18 protein-coding genes are annotated in these 19,627 nt (G+C 38.8%); all 18 read right to left on the bottom strand.

The genetic code is table 11. The features are described 5' to 3' along the window. Positions 1–14: 14 nt before the first annotated feature. The 18 genes from IA57_RS09530 to IA57_RS09445 all read right to left on the bottom strand — a co-directional run bounded on the left by IA57_RS09530 (position 15) and on the right by IA57_RS09445 (position 19,567). A complete protein-coding gene (locus tag IA57_RS09530) occupies positions 15–1,412 on the bottom strand; it encodes an exopolysaccharide biosynthesis polyprenyl glycosylphosphotransferase (RefSeq protein ID WP_036122516.1) in 1,398 nt (465 codons plus the stop codon). A gap of 57 nt (positions 1,413–1,469) precedes the next feature. After that, on the bottom strand, positions 1,470–2,486 hold the full coding sequence (locus tag IA57_RS09525; protein WP_036123323.1) for a glycosyltransferase family 4 protein: 1,017 nt from the start codon (positions 2,484–2,486) through the stop codon (positions 1,470–1,472). Continuing rightward, the gene (locus tag IA57_RS09520) at positions 2,446–3,819 is read right to left on the bottom strand and encodes an O-antigen ligase family protein (protein ID WP_229730301.1); all 1,374 of its coding nucleotides are present in this window, start codon (positions 3,817–3,819) and stop codon (positions 2,446–2,448) included. The genes IA57_RS09525 and IA57_RS09520 overlap by 41 nt, the downstream gene beginning before the upstream one ends. Then, positions 3,803–4,948, bottom strand: coding sequence for a glycosyltransferase (locus tag IA57_RS09515; RefSeq protein ID WP_084176760.1), 1,146 nt, complete (start codon positions 4,946–4,948; stop codon positions 3,803–3,805). Before IA57_RS09515 ends, IA57_RS09520 begins: the two co-directional genes overlap by 17 nt. A 123-nt stretch (positions 4,949–5,071) precedes the next feature. Continuing rightward, the gene (locus IA57_RS09510) at positions 5,072–5,368 is read right to left on the bottom strand and encodes a GIY-YIG nuclease family protein (protein ID WP_036122513.1); all 297 of its coding nucleotides are present in this window, start codon (positions 5,366–5,368) and stop codon (positions 5,072–5,074) included. Between the two features lie 277 nt (positions 5,369–5,645). After that, on the bottom strand, positions 5,646–6,758 hold the full coding sequence (locus tag IA57_RS09505; protein ID WP_036122509.1) for a glycosyltransferase family 4 protein: 1,113 nt from the start codon (positions 6,756–6,758) through the stop codon (positions 5,646–5,648). A 236-nt stretch (positions 6,759–6,994) separates the two neighbouring features. Continuing rightward, the gene (locus tag IA57_RS09500; protein WP_036122506.1) at positions 6,995–8,314 is read right to left on the bottom strand and encodes a glycosyltransferase family 2 protein; all 1,320 of its coding nucleotides are present in this window, start codon (positions 8,312–8,314) and stop codon (positions 6,995–6,997) included. A 104-nt stretch (positions 8,315–8,418) separates the two neighbouring features. Next, positions 8,419–9,297: a hypothetical protein gene (locus tag IA57_RS09495; protein WP_036122503.1), complete on the bottom strand. Its 879-nt coding sequence runs from the start codon at positions 9,295–9,297 to the stop codon at positions 8,419–8,421. A 2-nt stretch (positions 9,298–9,299) separates the two neighbouring features. After that, positions 9,300–10,733, bottom strand: coding sequence for an MBOAT family O-acyltransferase (locus IA57_RS09490; RefSeq protein WP_036122500.1), 1,434 nt, complete (start codon positions 10,731–10,733; stop codon positions 9,300–9,302). A gap of 21 nt (positions 10,734–10,754) precedes the next feature. Beyond that, entirely contained in the window at positions 10,755–11,612 is an 858-nt protein-coding gene (locus IA57_RS09485; protein ID WP_036122497.1) for a sulfotransferase, read from the bottom strand. After that, on the bottom strand, positions 11,578–12,672 hold the full coding sequence (locus IA57_RS09480; protein WP_036122493.1) for a hypothetical protein: 1,095 nt from the start codon (positions 12,670–12,672) through the stop codon (positions 11,578–11,580). Before IA57_RS09480 ends, IA57_RS09485 begins: the two co-directional genes overlap by 35 nt. A gap of 9 nt (positions 12,673–12,681) precedes the next feature. After that, a complete protein-coding gene (locus IA57_RS09475; RefSeq protein WP_036122489.1) occupies positions 12,682–13,845 on the bottom strand; it encodes a glycosyltransferase family 4 protein in 1,164 nt (387 codons plus the stop codon). Between the two features lie 4 nt (positions 13,846–13,849). Further along, complete coding sequence (locus tag IA57_RS09470) at positions 13,850–14,698, bottom strand: sulfotransferase family protein (protein ID WP_036122486.1); 849 nt, start codon at positions 14,696–14,698, stop codon at positions 13,850–13,852. Then, entirely contained in the window at positions 14,695–15,753 is a 1,059-nt protein-coding gene (locus tag IA57_RS09465; RefSeq protein WP_036122483.1) for a glycosyltransferase family 4 protein, read from the bottom strand. Before IA57_RS09465 ends, IA57_RS09470 begins: the two co-directional genes overlap by 4 nt. Further along, positions 15,750–16,763: a glycosyltransferase family 2 protein gene (locus IA57_RS09460; protein WP_036122481.1), complete on the bottom strand. Its 1,014-nt coding sequence runs from the start codon at positions 16,761–16,763 to the stop codon at positions 15,750–15,752. The genes IA57_RS09465 and IA57_RS09460 overlap by 4 nt, the downstream gene beginning before the upstream one ends. Position 16,764: 1 nt before the next feature. Then, a complete protein-coding gene (locus tag IA57_RS12400) occupies positions 16,765–17,622 on the bottom strand; it encodes a glycosyltransferase family 2 protein (protein ID WP_051881032.1) in 858 nt (285 codons plus the stop codon). Beyond that, complete coding sequence (locus tag IA57_RS09450) at positions 17,619–19,016, bottom strand: asparagine synthase-related protein (RefSeq protein ID WP_036122478.1); 1,398 nt, start codon at positions 19,014–19,016, stop codon at positions 17,619–17,621. Before IA57_RS09450 ends, IA57_RS12400 begins: the two co-directional genes overlap by 4 nt. Positions 19,017–19,309: 293 nt before the next feature. Then, positions 19,310–19,567 (bottom strand): GIY-YIG nuclease family protein, encoded by a 258-nt coding sequence (locus tag IA57_RS09445; protein ID WP_036123310.1) that lies wholly within the window; start codon positions 19,565–19,567, stop codon positions 19,310–19,312. Positions 19,568–19,627: the final 60 nt, after the last annotated feature.

The raw sequence follows: 19,627 nt of genomic DNA, 5'->3' as shown, positions 1-19,627 counted from the left end.
TATTTTCGCCCCTCTTACTGGCCTCTAAAAAACAGTATGGTGCTTAATGTTTTTACCAACACCTTAATGTCCAGCATAAAACTTCGGTGTTTAATGTAGTATAAATCGTATTGCAATTTGGTTTGGCTGTCCTGAACCGAAGCCCCATAGCGCACTTTAACCTGCGCCCAACCCGTTAGCCCGGGTTTAATCATATGGCGGGTTTTGTAAAAAGGGATAACCTCTGCCAACTCCTTAACAAAGCTTGGACGTTCCGGCCTTGGGCCTATCAAGCTCATATCGCCTTTAAGAATGTTAAAAAACTGGGGGAACTCATCCAATCTGGTATTTCTTAAAAACCGGCCAAAAGGCGTAACCCTTACATCGCCTTTGGTGGCCCAAACGGCGCCTTGGGTTTCGGCATCTTTAACCATGGTTCTGTATTTTACAATGTTAAAGTGCTCGCCATGCATGCCAACGCGTTCTTGCGAATAAAACAAAGGGCCGCGGTTGCCAAAAACATTCCCCAACAAAACAAAAGGCATTAGCCCTAGCCCAACCAGTATTCCAACAGCAGCGATAAACACATCCATAGCCCGATGGAAGAACAAATAAAATTTGTTTCGGTTGTTACGGCTAAAGGGGAAGTACTTATAAAAATCTTTCCCTACAAATTGCACGGGCACCCTTTGGGTCATATCTTCATAAACTTGGGTGAATTCCTTAATGGCAAAGCCGTGTTCTAGCAAGGCTATCAACTCGTCGTATAATTCAGGAATAATGGCTTCTGCCTGGTATGCTGCGACAACAATTTCCGAGACCTGTTCCTCCCGGATAACCTCGTGTAAGGCCATGGGCTGGTACTCTGTTAGGCCTTTATATTTTATGGCTTCGGCTTTAGATGCTTCACAATTTATAAAGCCTATTATTTTATAATTGGAATCGGCTTGTCTTAAAGCCTCTACAATGTTTTGAATGTTGGCTGTTTCGCCAACCAACAGCACCTTTTTAAAAAATCGGGGTTTCGAAATAACGTTAAGATACAGCAAACGCCAAAGTAGCAACGCTAAAAAGATGGCCACGTAAAAATAAACCAGTTGTAAGCGGTTGGTGGGCAAAGAAGGCGTAAAATAAGGGGTTAGCAAATAAAAGAGGACAACTGTAGAGGTGGTTAGGGCAATGTTGGAGATTACCTTATCAATACGACTGGCCTGTTTTAGGTCGTAAAGTTCGAACACGGTGCCAAAGACACTTAAATAAAGGGTTAAAACCAGACTCCAAGACCAGTTTTCACAAGCAAATTTAAAGTAATCGAAGGCAAAACAATAGCCTGCCAGGAACAACATTCCCAACACAGCTACTATATCGACCATTCTAAGCAGAACCTTTCGTTCTGAAATGTTAAAATGGATTCGTTTTACGCGATTGGCCATTGGTTAAACAAAAGTTGCTGTTAAAGATAATAAGTTCTATAACTTATCCAAGCGTTCTTATTGCAAAAGCGCAAACCATTGGGTTTTTACTACCGGCCAGTCAAAACGTTCTACCTTTTTCCTAGCTGAAACTGCCATCGCTTTGGTTTTTACTGTCTGCGTGGCCAATGTTTTTATCGCATTTGCCATGGCTTCTGGTGCTTCTGGCGGCACCAACACCCCTTCTTGCCCATGGGTGATTAAGTAGGGCATGCCACCAACGTTGGTCGATACAACAGCCAGCCCAAGCGCCATGGCCTCAAGGACACTCACAGGTGCATTATCGAAATTTGTAGTGTTTATAAACATGTTATGGTCCTGTGCCAAAGCAATCCATTCGGGTTTTGAAAGCTTTCCGGTAAAGGTTACCCTAACCCCTAACAATTCTGCTAGCGCCTTGGTGTCTTGCAGAGACCCATCGCCGGTGTCTGGCCCCACCATACAAAGCGATGCCGCTACCCCATCGTCTAGCAATTGCTTTAGCACCCGAACGGCCATGCTAGGGTTATAAATCTTCGAAAAAGAACGTACCCATAGCAGCTTTACGGTATGGTATGTTTTCTCCTGAAAGGGGTATTGCGCAAGCAGCAAGTTATTGGGGATGTACGTAACTTCAGGATAGCCATACTGTTTGAATTGTGTTTTTAAATATAACGATGGCGACACCATGCGGTATGCCGGTTTAAAAAGTAAGTTGCTCCATTTGGGGAACTTCTGCAAACGATACGGTAAATTGCCTCCATTTAAACTAAGGATGTAACGCAAGCCAAATAGGCGGCAAAGCTGAGATACCACAAGGGCATAATAAAAATTCCACGTGCTATAGGTATCTATTAAAACAACATCTACCCGATGCCTTAACAACACAACCTGTTTAACCATATCGAAAAGCCTGGCCAGCTTGTTAACTTTAGCAGACGCATAATACACCCTATAGTGCTCCTGCTCCAGTAAAGGCCCTAAGGTGCTTATGGAAGAGACATTGCTCTTGGGACTACTTAATTTGTTTCCTATGTACAGGATGTTTTTTAGCATACGTGACATTTAAAAGAGCTAGTGCATAAACAAAGGATGGGGCGGCAATACGCATGCCCGAGTGGTTGATGGTGGCAAACCAAAAGGCCAAAAAAGCATAAAAAAATAGGTTTCTGTTATTGGTCGTCCGGTAGGCCAAAGGCGTAAAGATTAAAATAAGCAGGATTAATATGCCCATAATACCATGTTCAGAGAGTAAGCGTCCTATCTCATTATGGGAGGGCAAATGCCCTATTCCTGCTTCTACACGCATATTTTTAGTTCGGCTGGCACCAACGCCAAAAAACGGATGCCCCAAAAAGCCTTCCATTTCTTCCATAAACAGGTCTAGACGTCCCGTAGCAACATCTTCTTTTTCACGCCCTAAAGCATCTTCATTGGCATAACGTTTATCTAATAGTCCCATGGTTTGCTGCGAACTAATCATCCAAGTCACTGCTGCAGCAACAACAAAAAGCGCAAACGACCCTACAATTTGGTTTTTTTGACGCGCATTCGAACGCCAAAACAACACCCACAGGAAGGCTGCCACAACAATAACAGCAGCGATAACGCCGCCACGGCTAAAGGTTACAAACGCGCGATAGGTCATAGCACCAAACACCACGAGGTTAAGCACTTTTAGGACTGTACCTGGCGACCTTAAAAAAATACGAACCACCATGGCAAACATGCCCAGACCCAAAATCGTCGAAACCTGATTCGGGCCAAACCCTCCAGAGGCTGCCGAGTTTGATGCCGTACTGCTAAGCACATCCTTTATGCTTGGGGTATACAAAAACAAATAGCAGGTGGTCGCAATAATGGGCAACACCATGTAATTTAACACCTCTAATAGCAGCGATTGCGACACTTTCCTATCGTAACAAAACAACGCAGCAATTCCCAGACACACTGGGCCGCTTAACACAAAGGCGATGTTGGTTCTAAAACGCGCATCGAATGTTAAGGTTATGGAAGCCACAACAATAGCGGGCACCAACAAAATAAGGTACATAAAATACGGATGCCCTTTACCCGATACCCCGCGGTAAAAAATGCCCATTAAGGTAAACAGGATGACAATGTATTTTGAAGCTTCGTACGACAAGCCCGATTTGGTCATTCTGAACAGTACCTCAGCTCCTACAAAATAAGCGCAACCCAGCAAAACTGCACGGGTTTTTTCCTTTTTGGGAACCATAACTATCTTCAGGAAAAAATACAAAAAAGCACCAACAAAAATAAGTTTTCCTACTACCGGAATGGCATACAAAGCCAAGCCCATTCCTATGTGTAACAGGATTAGGGTTAAATAATTATCGGCGTTATAATCTCTAAACGTTACTCTCAAATTGGCTTAATATAGCATTTTTAATTCGGGTGTTATAATGTGTAAATCCAAAACGGGTTACAAGTTCACGCTGACGGGCAAGCATGGCACTTAAAGCGCTAGACTCCATGCCCAACACCTGTTCCAATTGGGTTGCCAACCCCTGTGCCGTAGGTGTTAACAGACAAATCCCTGTAACCCCATGCGTTATATATTGCCCAATGGCCGATACGGATGATACCACAGGCACACACCCAAAGTTCATGGCTTCGGCAATGGCCTTAGGAAATCCTTCGGAGGCTGTTGTGGGCATTACAAAAACATGTGAGGCTTTATATATCTCGAACACGGCCTTTCGGGGCAAATACCCATGAAACGTTATATCCACACCAGCTTTCTTGGCTTCGGCTTCAAAATTAGGTCGCTCTGGCCCATCGCCTACCAAATGTACGGTTCCTATACGTTGTTTTAAAGCTTGGGGCAGCAGCTTTAAGGCTTCAATAATACGTCCTACCCCTTTTGGGGTTTCTAAACGCCCAACATAGCACAGGTTAAGTTTTTCCGAAAACACCTTGGTTTTGGCCAAGGTTTCCCCTAAGGTTAGTTCGGCATCGGTTAGGCAAGGGTTTTCGAACGTGATACACTGTTTGGGTTGGTTTGGCCATTGTCCGTTGATGGTTACTGGGCGCTGCTGCTGTTTTAACAACCAACGCTGTATGGCATATCCTACGGGAGCGTGCTTTTGGTTCCAATTTCCGGCATACTTATACCAGCCTTTGGTTTTGGCAAACCACGTTAAATACGGCATGAGGTAAACCCCTATCCCTGTGGGCGCCCGAAACTGAAAATAATCGGCTTGCTTTAACTCTCTAGAAACCGTACGTAATACTTTTGGCGCCTGTGTAAGCAGTTGCATTTTTGCGCTTAAACTTTGTCCACCTAATGGCGGCAGCGCTACAAATTTAATGTTAGGACTCGTATATGGCAGTGCACTTGGCGGTGCTTCTCCCCGATGCAACATGGCCACATGGGTAATTTCATCAAAGACCTTTGTTAGGTGGTTGATTTCGGTAACTGTTGGCCCCCAACCTACTATGGTGCCTTCCGCAGTCTGATAATGTTCGGTATGGGAAATAATGAGCAGTTTCAAAAGCATGTGTACGTTATCCTTTCAAATATAAGATTCCTGAGTTATTATTTTAGTGGTCTGGGGGAATTTATGTTAATTATGAACACCCTGTCATCCTGAACTTGGTTCAGGATCTTTTCTACGCTAAGGTTTCCATAAATTTTGCCATTCAGGGTTCACTTTCTCTATAAGATTAATTTTCCATTGTCTGTGCCAATTTTTTAATTGCTTTTCCCTTTTTATGGCTTCATGCACATATTGGAATTCCTCATAATACACTAAATGTTTAAGTTTATATTTTGCTAAAAAGGAGCTTCCTTTACCTTCAACATGTCTTTCCATCCTATCATCTATACCCCCCGTCACTCCAATATAACGTGTTCCATTTGGCTTATTTGTTAAAATATAGACCCAATAGTTATGATAGGCTCGCTTTACCACAAACTTAAAAATTAAGATGCTGAACCAAGTTCAGCATGACAAACAATTATTAACAAGAAAGTGCGGAAATAAAAGTTAGCCAAAATATAATTAAAACCTGTCACCCTGAACTCCTCTATAACGACAGGCAAGCGTTTCAAGGGCTTGTTATTATTAAAAAGAATATTGAAAAGAGATGCTGAAACAAGTTCAGCATGACAATGTTACTTTATTTATTAATTGTATTATAATTTGAACATGAAAAACGTTAGGCACCTTGCTTCTAAATAGGAATTCTTTAAACGAACAACGCCTCTATCACCTCCAGATACTGTTTTACAATTACTTTCCAATTGTGGGCTTCTGCTCGTTGCAAAGCGCCTTGGCGGAACTGCTCTTTGGCCTTTAAGATGGCTTGCAGTGCTTTTTCAAAGGCTTGAGCATCTGTATTAGGCACTAAAAATCCTGATTTCCCTTGTGCAATGGCCGCTTCTATCCCGCTCCCCAAAGCCCCAATGGTTGGAATACCCAAGGCATTGGCCTCCAAAATAGCTATGCCAAACCCCTCTACATCGCCGGCGCTTGTTTGTTGGCTTAACATTACAAACACATCGCTTTGGAGGAGTTTCTCTTTTAACTCCTGATCTGATAATCGGCCATGGAAGTGTACCCGTTCGGCTACGCCAAGTTCGTGAGTTAGCTGTTCTAATGCTTTTAATTCGGTAGGTAGCCCCACACAGTCGTAGCGAAGGTTTGGGTACTGCTCTAACAGCTGTGGCATCATTTTAATTACATTGGCCTGCCCCTTGCGTTCGGTTAAGTTCCCAACGGTTATTAAAATGGGGAAATCCTGCTCCTCTCGTTTTTGAACGGTTTTTTGCTGCTGCCAATCTTCCAAGGTAATGCCATTGGGGATGATTTGTACCTCCAAAGGTAAGTTCTTTACCAAGTTGGCTGTAAACTGAGACACTGCAATGGCTTTATGGAATTGCCTTAACGCTTGATTGATACTCCATTTTAACAGTGGTTTTTGAAAATTCACCTCCGTCCCATGTAAAACTGCTAATTTAGGGCGTTTTTTAAAGCCTACAGACCCCAAGCCTACCAACCAAAGTGAAAACTTCCCTGAGGCTAGCACCACATCAGCTTTTGAGTACATTTGGCGATAGCTTTTAATTCGGTTTAGGTACATTAACCAGCGGTTCTTTTTTCTAGAAATTCTGTTAACCGTATAGGGCTGCTGAAGATCGAACTGGCTTTCTTCTTGCTGCTCATAGGTTCTGTAATCGGCCAAAACCGTGACCTGATGCCCTTGCTGAGACAAATGAAAGGCCAACTGATGGGCATGGTTTCCTATGCCTCCTGGTAAGGGTGGGAATTCGGAAGTGACTATGAGGATGTTTTTTTTCATTGGGTTTGGTTGTCTGTTGTTGGTTGTTAGTTGTTGGTTGTTAGTTGTTGGTTGTCGGTTGTTGGTTGTTGGTTGTCGGTTGTTGGTTGTTGGTTGCTAGTTGTTGGTTGTTGGTTGTCGGTTGTTGGTACTGAAGTATGGCAATCTTTTTGTTTTAGCGTTGTAATAAACAGATGGCTTCACTTGGTTCGCAATGAGGTGTTGTTTGCTTTTATGTGGCTTCTTTACTTCATTTTTTATTCTAATGCTTCAATCATCGGGCCTTCTTTTAACTTTTTACTCGCCAAACGCCAACTTTTAAACACTTGAAAAACCACCAAGGGCAGCAATAGCAGGGAAACAAAAACTCCTACAACCTTTAAAACCTTATGCCCTTTAAATTGATATGGCATTATGGATAATGGTACGGTTTTTAGAATGGCATATTTGGCGGCTTGATTTCCATAATAGCGTCTAAAATAATAGAGCACGCTTGGTATGGGTCTGGGATCTAACAGGTTTTTTGTTCTAAAGGCATCCCAACTGCCCATATCGCGCAACCCTCCTGTGCCCACTTTTAGGTGTAGGCGTTTGGCTTTGGGGTTAGACACGTTTAGCAGGCCATGAACATGCGCCCGTGCACCAAACTCCCCATCGCCCATTCGTTGCTTTTCAAATTGTCTGTCGAACAGTCCTATTTTCTTAAACACCGCTTTTTTAATCATCGCATTGCCTGTGTCTAACTGGTCGCTTATTTTAAATATACTATAATGCTCAGGGACTTTATCTCCTACTTTAGATATGGAAACTCCCGACGATATGTCGGCTTTAAAGGCCTCTAATCCTTTTAGGTGGTTTGTTATCCAATCGGGGGCCACGCGGCTGTCGTCATCGAACAGTAAAATATATTCGCCTTGACTTTGTTTTATGGCGGTATTTCTGGCCAGCCACAAGGCTTTTTCCTTTTGGCGAATGACCTTTAAGGGGAACGGCCAGTCGTTATAAAATGCCTCTTGAAACGGTTGGGATTGGTCGACAACCAGTACTTCAAAGTTCTTATACTCCTGCTTTTCCAAATCTTTTAGCACATCCTTTAAATATGGATATCGGTTTAAGGTAGGGATAACCACGCTTACCAAAGGTTGGTTTTTTGGCCAAGCTATGCTATGCCATTCCGGTTGTGCCAATTGAGGCTTGTAGAGTGAGGCTTTAGGCATGTGCCTGCTTTTTAAAAAGGCCTGTAATTCGTTTAAGGGGTGCTTACCTGCTAACAGTCTAAGCAACAACACATACCATACCCAAGGGGTTTTAAAATAGGCCCGAACAAACTGGTAGTTGTCCAATACCGAAAGCGGCTCTATATGGGTTAAGGGTGCTGCTGCTCCAACCCATCCTTTTTGTAGGGCTTGCCACGACTTATCGTAGGCTTGCGCTAAAGGGCTGGCATAGGGCAATGGTGTTACTTGTTCTAACACCGTTTTGGGTAACCCTTCTGGGTTTGGAAATACTCCGCCCACCTCTTGGCGCAACAAGAAATAATGGGTAGGCTGGATGTATTTGTAGAACTGGAATAGCATATACTAATGTTTAGAGGTGTTACATCTTACCGAAGGCATTATATGACACTCCCAAAATAAAAGAAACCTATTATTTTTATATTGAACTTCCTGTTTCATAAAAATCAATTCTCAAAATAAGTTGTTATGAATAAATTAGTAAACATTTTTGTCCCTGAGGTATTTAAATGATAAGGATCATTAAACATATCATGGGCAAGAATTGAATTAGAAAAGTCTTTATAATTTGGCAAATGGGTATTGAGAAGTTCTAAATTGCCCTCAGGGTTATATATGGGCGATGTGTAAAACATAACCTCCACCTGCTCCTCTTTACACACCCTTAAAAGCTCGACAATATGTTTGTTTTTAACATCCTTTAATTTAAACTTGTATGGGCTATTACTTTCTTTCATGTTTTTCTTCATTGTAGGCGCATACCCGTAATTTACCTCAAATTGGTTAACTTCATTAAAACTGGTCATCATTAACTCTCTAAACCCTAATTTAGAATCATACTTCATGTACCTATAAAAAGGAATATACTTTAAGTATACTGCATTTGTTTCAACCTTCTTAATGTTTTCATAAATAATATCATCATGTATAAATGGCATAAAAGGAATAATAGCTGTCCTATCATAATGGCTTTTATTGTATTGGTCGTCGACTTGTATAAATATACGTTTCACTTCAAATTTTTGTAGAAACATTTTTACCATCAACATAATTTCAAAAGTATTTGCTCCTGGATACCCCATATTAACACCCTTAAGTCCTGTTTCTTTTTCAATCTGCAATGGGTCGAGGTTATAAAACGTACGGGAAGAGCCAAAAGCAGCGTAGTCAAACTTTTCTGAAGATGGAATCTCTTTCATCCAGATTACTTTATTTCTCACATGTCTTGGATGGGTATAAACATAAGTATACAAAGCATCTAAAACTACAAGCATTAATAAACTAATACCCAGTAAAATAAAAATATACCTTAAAAATTTAGACATGTTTAAAACTGAAAATATATAAATTCATACAACTGTGAATAACTTCCAAACATAAAAATCAAGAGTATCAAACTACAGCAAAACAGCATGGGGTATTTTACATTTTGTAATGGCTGTTCTTTATTTCTAGAAAACCATTCAATTACTACAAGTAAGGCAATTAAAGGCAGGATTTCTACAGAAAACCTTTCGATAGTTAAACGTTCCATATCTAGTTCGAACAGTAATAGACGTTTTATATACTGAAAAGCTTCAGTAACAGAATTTGCTCTAAAAAAAATCCAAGCTACCAAGGTTAAAGCAAAAGTAGTGCCCATTTGGATTATTTCCCTAAAAGAGGGCGACCAAGTATTTTCAGCAATGGTATTTGTATGCACTCTGTTGCGTTTTAAAAGTATTAAAGGTAAAAAATACAGCGCATTTAAAAAGCCCCATACAATAAAAGTCCAATTGGCTCCATGCCAAAACCCACTGACTAAAAAAATGACAAACACATTACGTATCACCATAAAAGTTCCGCCTCTAGAGCCTCCTAAGGGAATGTAAAGGTAATCTCTAAACCATGTGGACAGGGAAATATGCCATCGTCTCCAAAACTCGGCAATATCCCTAGAAAAATATGGGGTTGCAAAGTTTTTCATTAAATCAAAACCCAATAGTCTTGACGTTCCAATAGCAATATCGCTATAGCCAGAAAAATCACCGTAAATCTGAAATGCAAAATATACCGCCCCTAAAACCAATGTTGCCGTTGAATATTGGTTATAATTCTCAAAAATATCGTTTGCAAATTGCGCACAATTGTCGGCTATAACCACTTTCTTAAACAGTCCCCAAACGATTAATTGTATACCTGAAACAGCTTTAGTGTAATTAAAAACCCTTTTATGCTTAAACTGTGGCAACAAGTGTGTCGCCCGCTCTATAGGGCCAGCAACTAATTGAGGAAAAAAGGAAACAAAGGCTGCAAAAGCCACAATATCTTTTGTAGGTTCTAACCGCCTACGATATACATCTATGGTATAACTAAGTGTTTGAAAGGTATAAAAACTAATGCCTACGGGCAAAATAATATTTAAACTGTTAGGTGAAATTTGTTGGCCGAAAAGTGCAAAAGCGTCTATAAAATTATCAACAAAAAAATTGTAGTATTTAAAGAACCCCAGAAAACCTATGTTTACTACGATACTCCCCCATAGTAAAAGTTTACGTTTAGAAGAAGACAAGGTTTTTCCTAATTGCTTCCCTATAAAAAAATCTACGAGCGTACTGAATATAATTAAAGATAAAAAGCGCCAATCCCACCAACCGTAAAACACATAGCTAGCAATAACCACCAATATGTTTTGCCTTTGCAAACTCTTATTAAATACAAACCAATATAAAACAAACACCAAAGGTAAAAAGAGTGCAAAATCCAGTGAGTTAAAAATCATACTTAAAGCTTAATTAAAGGACTACCACTTATTATCTGTCTCATAGCCAAGTTCTTTTAGTTCTTTACCCGCTAACATCTTAAAAACCATTCTTTTTCCCATTCCCCAAAACACCCATTTATTAGAGAAAACAAATTTTGACTTTTCCTGATCCGGCTTCCAATTAGGCTTCCTTATGCCGTTACTGTTAACTCCTACAGAACTACCAACAACTGGAGCTTTTAAACAACGCTCTAAGATATTCTCATTGATTTTTAAGCCATAAAATCTTAGCATATCCTCTACCCCCTTTTTAGAATTGTTAAGCTCCTCGTATTTCATAACTTTTAAATTATTATGAGGAGAAAGTCTAAAAACTTGTCTAGCCGTATCTCTCCAATCCTTTGTATGGTTTATAAAAGATCGCCCAGAAAAATAATTAGCTCTTTTTTTAAATTTAAGCCAAAATGAATGCCATGACCTAAAATCATTAGATGTCTTAACAGACGAAATTACATTATCTCTACCATCTCTTGTAACAATCAGAATTTTAGCATTAGGGAAAGCTTTCAACCACAATTCAACATTGGACAATATGGGGCTCTTTATAAAAATAACCTTATCCTTAGGCAAGTTGTATTTTTCACATAAAACCTCAATCCACATTTCTCCATATTTTTTAAAAAATAACGCTTCATCTTCTTGGTTAAAATTGAGCCCAAAACTTGCTCCCGAAATTTGGTTATATACATGTTTTATCTCATTAGATCTAAACAAATTGAACTCGCCTAAGGTTGTACTCTCGGGCACCATAACTATATCAGGGTGTTGCCCTAATGTAGACGCTATAAAATTTGTTCCACTCCTAACCCTTTGCCCTATCAATAATATTATCTTCATTCTTATGTTTTGCTAAGTGATATTTAAAAAAAGAGGCCATTTTTAATTTAGACTCCCATAATTGTCTATTTGCTCTACATAACTGCAAGAAATCTTCTTCGGTTAAACTTTTATGAAATTCAAGAACTTTCTCATATAAGCTATCCTTATCCTTATATTCTACCCAAACCACATGCTGTTTCCAATCTATAGCATCCTGTAAAGGTAGCAATCCATCAGTATTTACGTAAATCGGAATGCGTCCCATGGCTAAGGTTTCATACAGCCGCGCTGAAAAATTTCCGGCACCTCGCATACAAAGAATGTATTGAGAAGCTATAATGTTTTTAAAGAAATCACGAGATGACGCTTCCCTATCTTCATGAGTTCTTGCCCCTGCCCTATAATTATTCCTATAAATAAAGACTGTATCTATTTCTTTATTTAACTCTAACTGTTTTAACATTCCAAAGCGTTCGTAAGCTGCCGATAGTAAAGTATCCCTTTCATAATGACTCAAATCTATCATGCTTAAAAAATTCTTAGTCATTATTTTCAGCAAATCCATATGCCTTTTATATTTACTTCCACTAGCCAATCCACAAAAACCAATTAAAGGACGAATACGAAATTTGGGATAAGAAAAAGGAATTTGTAACCTATTTAACCTAAACAAAGGGTCTCCTATAAAGACAGGTCTACCTATATGCCAGTTTGGTAATTTTGACCGAAAACCACTCGTTCTAAAAACCTTAATGTTTTCAAGTCCTTTAAGTTTCACCCCTATATCGTACAAATTAACAGTCCAAACCATTTTGTCGTGCTCTTTAGCCTTATTAATTAAAGCCATTGCCATATCCATTTTTTTAAATTCTATATAGTAATTCCACGACATGGGCAAAATAACCACTTCGGCCTCTTGTATGCTATTTACAAACGTGTAATCCTGTTGGGAAACCCCGTACAATTTTATCCGCTCGGCATCGGTAAACCCCTCTGCCTTTAGAAATGGTTTTAGTAAAGGAAACACTTCGCCCCTATGGGCTGCATTATAATGGTCTTGTGGGTAATACAACTTCATTAGCACACTTTAGATGGTTTGATAAAATTGCTTGAAATGTTCTTGCTGCTGTGCTAACGTAAACTGTGTCTTTACGCGGTTTCTGGCCTGTTGGCTTAGCTGCTGTTTGGTGGTTTGGGGCAATGCAACAATGTCTAAGAGCTTTTTAGCCAAGTGTTTGGGCTGTTGTTTGGGCACCACCCAACCGGTTTTGCCATTAATGACATTTTCTGGAAGCGCACCACCATCAGACACCAAGCACAAACACCCCATGGCTTGGGCTTCTAATACCGCGTTACAGAACCCTTCAGAATGGCTATACTGTATGTAAACCCCCGTTCGCTTTAAAGCTTCTAATACCTGATGAGGCAACATCTTTCCCATTAAAGTAACTTGTTTTTGAAGTCCTAATTGATGCATGGCAAACAACAATTCTTCCCGCATGGTACCCTCCCCTATTATCTGATACCTAAAATCAAGCCCTTGTGCTTTGGCCAGCGCTAGTGCTTCCAAGGTTTCTAACAACCCCTTTATCCAGTGTAGCCGAGCAACGGTCGTTATTTGTAACGGGGCACTCCTCTGGTTGACGTTTTGGTTATTAAACAAATTCGTATTAATGGCTGGCGTAATAATGGCATGTGATGTTGCTTTAGGCAATCCTAGGCCATACCCCTTTTCAAGCAAATACCTAGAAATAGCATGTACCTTATTGACATGTTGCCATAATAAACGATAGCAATTTGAATGCTTTAACGGATACACTTCTATATCATACCCTCTTAAACTTACCGCCATTTTTGCTCCTATGGCTTTGGCTAGTGTTTCTCGTTGTAATGCCATGGTAGCAAAGCCAAAATGTAACCAGTTTAAGTTTGACTTTAAAATTGGGGCGTTTATATAGACCTGCTTTAAAAATGTTTTTAATTGTTTTGGTTGCTCTAGGTGATACCATGCTTTTACACGTCGCCAATACGGGAGTAACCCCAAACATACGCGCAGCATATAGGCGGTTTGAAGTATGGGGTTTTTAGCCACTTTTGAAAACAGCTTGAGCTCGCACCCCTTAAACCCTGTTTTGTTATTCTGACAAAACAAGACCACTTGAAATCCACTTTTTTGTAAGCCTTTAATTTTTGCCTTAAAAAAGGTTTCGGAATATGCGGGTGCTTGCGATAAAACGAGGCCGATTTTCATAAGGTTATTGTCTAGGGTATAATTGCGTTTCAAAAGTATCTAAAATAGCATTTACTTTTTTTATATCTGAATTTGTGAGTCTATTGGGCTTATATCCTTGCTTTCTAACCTGACTTTTAGGGTGTGTTTTACTTGATGGACGATGAAACTCTCTTTCGATGCCTTGAATTGGGTTTAAATGAAAAAAGTCGCATAAATCTAGAAATTCCCCAACCCGACTTGTTAATATTTCGTGTCTTACAATTCTAGACTTAAATTTATAAGCATCTTGCACTTCTAAGGGAATAACATTTTCCAGACACCACCTAATTGCTAGAGTTTCTATGTTGCTATATTGAGTTATGGTTTTTAAATCAAAGCCAAACAGCTCAAGAACCAAATCAACTAAATGCTCTTGTTCTTTAAAATACTCCAAATTAAAAAGCCAAGGAAAAGCCACACGCTGTTGCGAAGCAATTACGTCATAAGGATTTCGTAAAATATGTATTAAAGGAATTTTAAAGTGTTCGTTAACATACTTTGCGGATAAATTACAGCGCACAAATTTAATAATATACTGCTTTGGAATAAATGGCCACAAATGTCTTTTATATTTTCTATGGCTTAATTGACCTATCCAGTCGCTATCTACTCTATTTGCAAAAACCTTTTTTAAATAAGCCTTGGCGGCTGGGGTATTATAAGTTTCAGTAAAAAACTGGTCACAAATTAACGCGCCTTGCTTTGTATTAATAGGATGTTCTGGTTCGAACAACAAACGATAGCGATATTGCCGCGCAATAAGCTCTGCCAACCAACTAGTTCCACTCCTTGCAGACCCTACAATAACTAAGTGCTTTTTATATGTTTTCATAATAATTTATCATATAACTTGTGATAAGCCTCTACCTCATAATCGGCATTAAACATTTCGGCCACTTCGCGAGCTTCTGTTTGTTTTTTATTATAAAATGTACTGTTTGTATAACATTGTTTTAACCACTTTAACACTTTATCCTTATCATTTAATTGAAATACATCACCTCCTTTACCTAGCCTAAATATATACCTAGCGCCTCCTCCTGAATCTGAACACAGTACAGGCACACCACATGCCAAGGCTTCCAAAACAGCAACTGGCAACCCTTCCTGCCTAGACGGTAATATAAACACCTGCAATTGCGTCAATACTTTTGGAAGCTCATTATTTGATATATAATCACCAAAAGTAACTCGGTTTATCACCCCTAATTCTTCAGCTATTTTTTTTAAATATTCTAAATACGCAGAATCATATTTACCATACAGATACAACCTTACAAATTGTGGTAACTCAGGCAATAAAGACACCAAAAACTCTTGGTTTTTATTTTTATTAATTTGCCCAACACAGCCTATATTAAAACTTGATGTTTTTAATTCTCTGTTTATCTCAGGTTGAAATTGGTTGATATCTACTCCATGTGGAATAAAACTTATTTTCTTACCCAAATACCAGTAATTAAAGAATCGCATTTTCATATCGGGATTATCGTAAGCAATATGTGTAGCTAACAAACTTTTTATATGCCAGCGTTTATTCCAAGCATTGTTTTTTTTAGTAAAAATGTAAGGCACTCTAGCTAATCTTGCCCCTATTACTTCAACTAATTCCGACCTATAATCCCAAGAATGAATTATATCTATATTATTTGCTTTTAGTTGTTTTGAAAACTTTAAGGCATCCCGCCATAAATCGCCACTTTTTTTTATGAGTAAGCGTTGTGATTTTGGAACGACATCTGGAACAAGTGCAATGGCCTTATCTACACCTATATAAACTGTATAATTTTTTGGGGAATGTTTTATTAAATAGGTTAATACATATTGGCTCCCTGCAGTGTCAAAATTAGGGATTGTATACAGTATATGTTTAGGCTGTATGCTCATAGCCTATCGTGTTTAAGTTGCTCTTCCAAAATAGTCTTGGGGTGCGTGATTTGTACTACGGCAGACTCCTTGCGTTTTAGAACATTAAACACACGTGTTCGATATAGGCGTTTTTCAGCTTTGGTATCAAAAAGAACATTGGTTTTATAATAATACTCTAAATCTTCCTGACTATATTTCGAATCATTCACTAAAGTTATCCATAGCTGCTTAAGATCTTCTATTTTATGACCGCTTAAAAAAGTATCAGGGCGATGCTTAAAGTTTTTGTACTTTTTAATAAAATCCTCAGCATCATATACATGATAATGTAAAACATGTCCCATAGTTTTTATTTGCAATTTTGCGCCATCAATCTTTTGGTATCTATGAACTGTTTTGGGCATAATTCCTGCAGCAACCCGAATCATAGCTTTTCCCATAGTATGACCCAGCCAATACGATTTCTTTTCATAAGATGTAGTATAAGGATTGTAAAAGCGTCTATAAATTTGATCCCATTTAGACGTGAAGTTTTTCTGTCGTTTAAAGAGTGTTTCTTCTATTATAACATTATTATAATGCATTTGTCTATTCACAACTTCCATAGGCTGTAATTTAACCACATCTAAATCTAAACTTGAGGCGCTTTTTAAAAAACTTTGAAGTGTTTGATTTCCTAACTCTGGTGTTAGTAAAAGTTCATCAGCATCTAAAGACACCAACCAATCAATCCCTTCTTGCTTACATTGTAATAATGCATGATAAGTATTTAGGCATTGCCTTGCGGTATGGTGCAACTTAGCTTTTGTTAAAAAAGGGGCTAAAAAATCATATTGTTGCATAGAAGTAACCGATACACTGTTAGTACAAACCACATGATCCAAATCTATAATAGTGCTTCGCCCATTGTCTGTAGTACCGTCAAAGTAAACAAACACTTTTTTAACCCCTATCCCTAAATGATATAAAATATTACTGCGTAATAATCTCGCTTCATTTTTTACGGTCATAACAATGGCTGCAGTCATACTATCTTTTTAGATTTTTTATGTATAGTAAGTATATACTGAAAAATTTAAAACCAAACTTTTCTTTTCTTTTTGTTCTATGCCTCACACGATTAAAAAACCTTGTAAGGTAACTATTAAACAGTTGTTTTGAAATTTGTCGGTCATTATATACATAAATAATAAACCGTAAATGTTCCTTAAAATACGTTTTCAAATAATCTATTCCCTTAAACTTTAATGTAGAAACGCTTTCTCCTTCTTTTCTAAAGTAGGAATTTGTAGTGGTATTAAAAACAAACTTACAATTGTAAAAAGCTTCATGGTAAAACACACGATCTCCAATTAATTTAAAGTCTTTAAAAAAAATTGCTTTCTTAACTAAATGAGTTTTACAAAGCATAGCACTAACATTAAGTAATGGGCAATATAAAATATCATCCATAGTATAACTCAGCTTAAATTTATTTCTAAAAATAGGGTGCTTTACCTCCCCTAAAACATCTTTTGAATTAAACTTTTGTGTTGCCGCCACAACAATATCAGCCTGTTCTCTATTAATTGTTCTTAATTGTGATTCTAAAAAATCATAATCGCTTTTATCGTCACTTTCTGCTATCCAAACATAATCGCCTTTAGCCAAATCTAATCCCTTTTTCCATTGTTCAAAAGGTGATCCTGAATTTTTTCTATTGACAATAAAATGACTCACTTTTTTATGGCTTTTGAAAGCTTGTAAAATATCCAAGCTATTATCTGAAGAATTATCGTCTAAAATAATGAGTTCAAAATTGGTGTAAGTTTGATTAAGTATGCTGTCTAAACGCTCCTCTAAATAAGGTGCATGGTTATAGTTAGGTAGTATAATTGATACTGTCATACTTTACTACTATTTTGCAAGTCATTCCACTTCGACAAAGTCAGCAACATGTTTACCCCATGGGCATAATGCACTTGGTCTTTAGATGTAAACCCATGATACATTTCTTGGGTTACTTTGGAAGGTACAAAGGTTTTAAATGCTTTAGAAAACAAAGCCTGTTGCAAATGGTGGTCGTTATCTTTCCCTAAAAACTGTAATTCCCAGTTGCGCTGTATGGTGGTCTGCCCTAAAAAGCGTTTTACACGGTACTGTAAGGCGTGTTTCGCTCGCCCTGGCAGGCCTTTATAGGTGTAATAGGTTTGGTAATTATACAGGTTACACGGATGGTACAAATCCCACGTTAATTTTGCCAATTTAGGGGCTTTTTGTTTGATGTAGGCAATTTGTATTTGGCGTGCTGACAAGTAGCGCTCGGGTATTTCACAAATAAACTTACACATCCTATGGTCGTAATAGGGTAAGGTTATGGGATGGGCATCCTTAAAAACAGCTAGGTTAACGCTGGTCCATCGCGGCGCCCAATACAAACTTTTAAAGGCGCGTATGCGGGCATTGGCACTGTGGGGGATGTTTATTTGTGCTAACAGGGTTTTAATACGGGCATGAAAATAATCGTAAAAGTTGCCTTCCAGTCCCCAAGCCTGCCATAAGGTTTGTGCCAATTTCAAACCGCCACGTTTGGTTATTTTTTTTATCACTACTTCTACTTGTTGTTCGAGCGAGATTTCTTCGGCCACTCCCATATCATCAAACAGCACATCGCCCCAATGGCCTAACGAAAAGACGCCTTGATAGGCTTTTAATTGGTTGAGCACGGCCAATTGACGCGGGCTACAAAAATCGGAGTACCCTTGATTCATTTTTACCAAGTCATCTATCTTATCCCACAAATAGCCTTTGGGAATGGTGTATGCATCGAACGCAAACCCACTCTGTTTGGCCACTTGCTCGGCTATTTTGGTTTCGTTATAGCCTTGTTCAAACTGGTAGCTATAGGCCTGTACGTTGGCTTGTAGTTCTTTAAGCACAATCGCCTGGGTACGACTGTCTAGTCCGCCAGACAATGGTAAAATAACGGGTTGCTCCCCTATTTGTTCAGCCACAATGGTCTTAAACAGTTCCGAAAATTCGTCGACCACCTCCTGAAACGGGCGTTCCCTTGGTGTGTTGTACCAAGAAAACCACGGTTTAGACTCCAATAAAACCCCTTGGTTATCTAGCTTGTTTGTTGTTGCCGGCGGTAAGACCACCTCATCGGTCCAGTAGGTGTCCTGGTCTAAAAAAAAGCCTGTTGCGGCAAACACACAAATGGCTTGTAAGTTTAGCTTATGTGGGGCGTTACGCTTCGCAAACGTTTGCTGGGTTGGTATGATGGGTGTTTTTATGGTCATGGTTTCCTCGAGAGCTCTAATATAGCTATAAGTGTGGAGATTGCAAATAGTAGTTAGTAGTGAGATGTGAGATGTGAGTAGTGGGTGGTGAAGATTACAAAAAATAAAATCACCTTAAACTTGGTTCAGGGTCTCACAACTTTTAAGAGATGCTGAACCAAGTTCAGCATGACAGACAATTATTAACAAGAAAGTGCGGAAACAAAAGTTAGCCAAAATATAATTAAAACCTGTCACCCTGAACTGGTTTCAGGGTCTAAAGGTTTCCACAAATTCTTCCAATTAGGATTATTTCATTCGATTAAATTAATTTTCCAACCTCGATGCCAATTTTTCAATTGCTTTTCTCGTTTTATAGCATCTTCCACATATTGAAATTCTTCATAGTACACCAATCTAGTAAGATTATACTTTTTTGCAAACGCGGCTCCTTCACCCTTTATATGACGCTCCATTCTATCATCAATCCCTCCTGTTACTCCTATGTATAGGACGCCTCTTGGTTTATTAGTTATAATGTAAACCCAGTAATTGTGATACGTCCTCTTCAAGCTTTTTTGTGTTTACTTAAAAAGTACAAAAATTAATTGGTTTTAAATAAAAGAGATGCT

Source organism: Mangrovimonas yunxiaonensis (genome assembly GCF_000733475.1).
Classification (GTDB): Bacteria; Bacteroidota; Bacteroidia; order Flavobacteriales; family Flavobacteriaceae; genus Mangrovimonas; species Mangrovimonas yunxiaonensis.
This window is presented reverse-complemented; position numbering and strand designations above follow the sequence as displayed.

Bases quoted from the DNA above. Each gene is read 5' to 3' on its own strand.
- IA57_RS09500 (WP_036122506.1), bottom strand. From the start codon at position 8,314: ATGCTATTCCAGTTCTACAAATACATCCAGCCTACCCATTATTTCTTG.
- IA57_RS12400 (WP_051881032.1), bottom strand. From the start codon at position 17,622: ATGACAGTATCAATTATACTACCTAACTATAACCATGCACCTTATTTA.
- IA57_RS09530 (WP_036122516.1), bottom strand. From the start codon at position 1,412: ATGGCCAATCGCGTAAAACGAATCCATTTTAACATTTCAGAACGAAAG.
- IA57_RS09465 (WP_036122483.1), bottom strand. From the start codon at position 15,753: ATGAGCATACAGCCTAAACATATACTGTATACAATCCCTAATTTTGAC.
- IA57_RS09495 (WP_036122503.1), bottom strand. From the start codon at position 9,297: ATGTCTAAATTTTTAAGGTATATTTTTATTTTACTGGGTATTAGTTTA.
- IA57_RS09490 (WP_036122500.1), bottom strand. From the start codon at position 10,733: ATGATTTTTAACTCACTGGATTTTGCACTCTTTTTACCTTTGGTGTTT.
- IA57_RS09475 (WP_036122489.1), bottom strand. From the start codon at position 13,845: ATGAAAATCGGCCTCGTTTTATCGCAAGCACCCGCATATTCCGAAACC.
- IA57_RS09450 (WP_036122478.1), bottom strand. From the start codon at position 19,016: ATGACCATAAAAACACCCATCATACCAACCCAGCAAACGTTTGCGAAG.
- IA57_RS09525 (WP_036123323.1), bottom strand. From the start codon at position 2,486: ATGCTAAAAAACATCCTGTACATAGGAAACAAATTAAGTAGTCCCAAG.
- IA57_RS09460 (WP_036122481.1), bottom strand. From the start codon at position 16,763: ATGACTGCAGCCATTGTTATGACCGTAAAAAATGAAGCGAGATTATTA.
- IA57_RS09480 (WP_036122493.1), bottom strand. From the start codon at position 12,672: ATGAAGTTGTATTACCCACAAGACCATTATAATGCAGCCCATAGGGGC.
- IA57_RS09485 (WP_036122497.1), bottom strand. From the start codon at position 11,612: ATGAAGATAATATTATTGATAGGGCAAAGGGTTAGGAGTGGAACAAAT.
- IA57_RS09470 (WP_036122486.1), bottom strand. From the start codon at position 14,698: ATGAAAACATATAAAAAGCACTTAGTTATTGTAGGGTCTGCAAGGAGT.
- IA57_RS09505 (WP_036122509.1), bottom strand. From the start codon at position 6,758: ATGAAAAAAAACATCCTCATAGTCACTTCCGAATTCCCACCCTTACCA.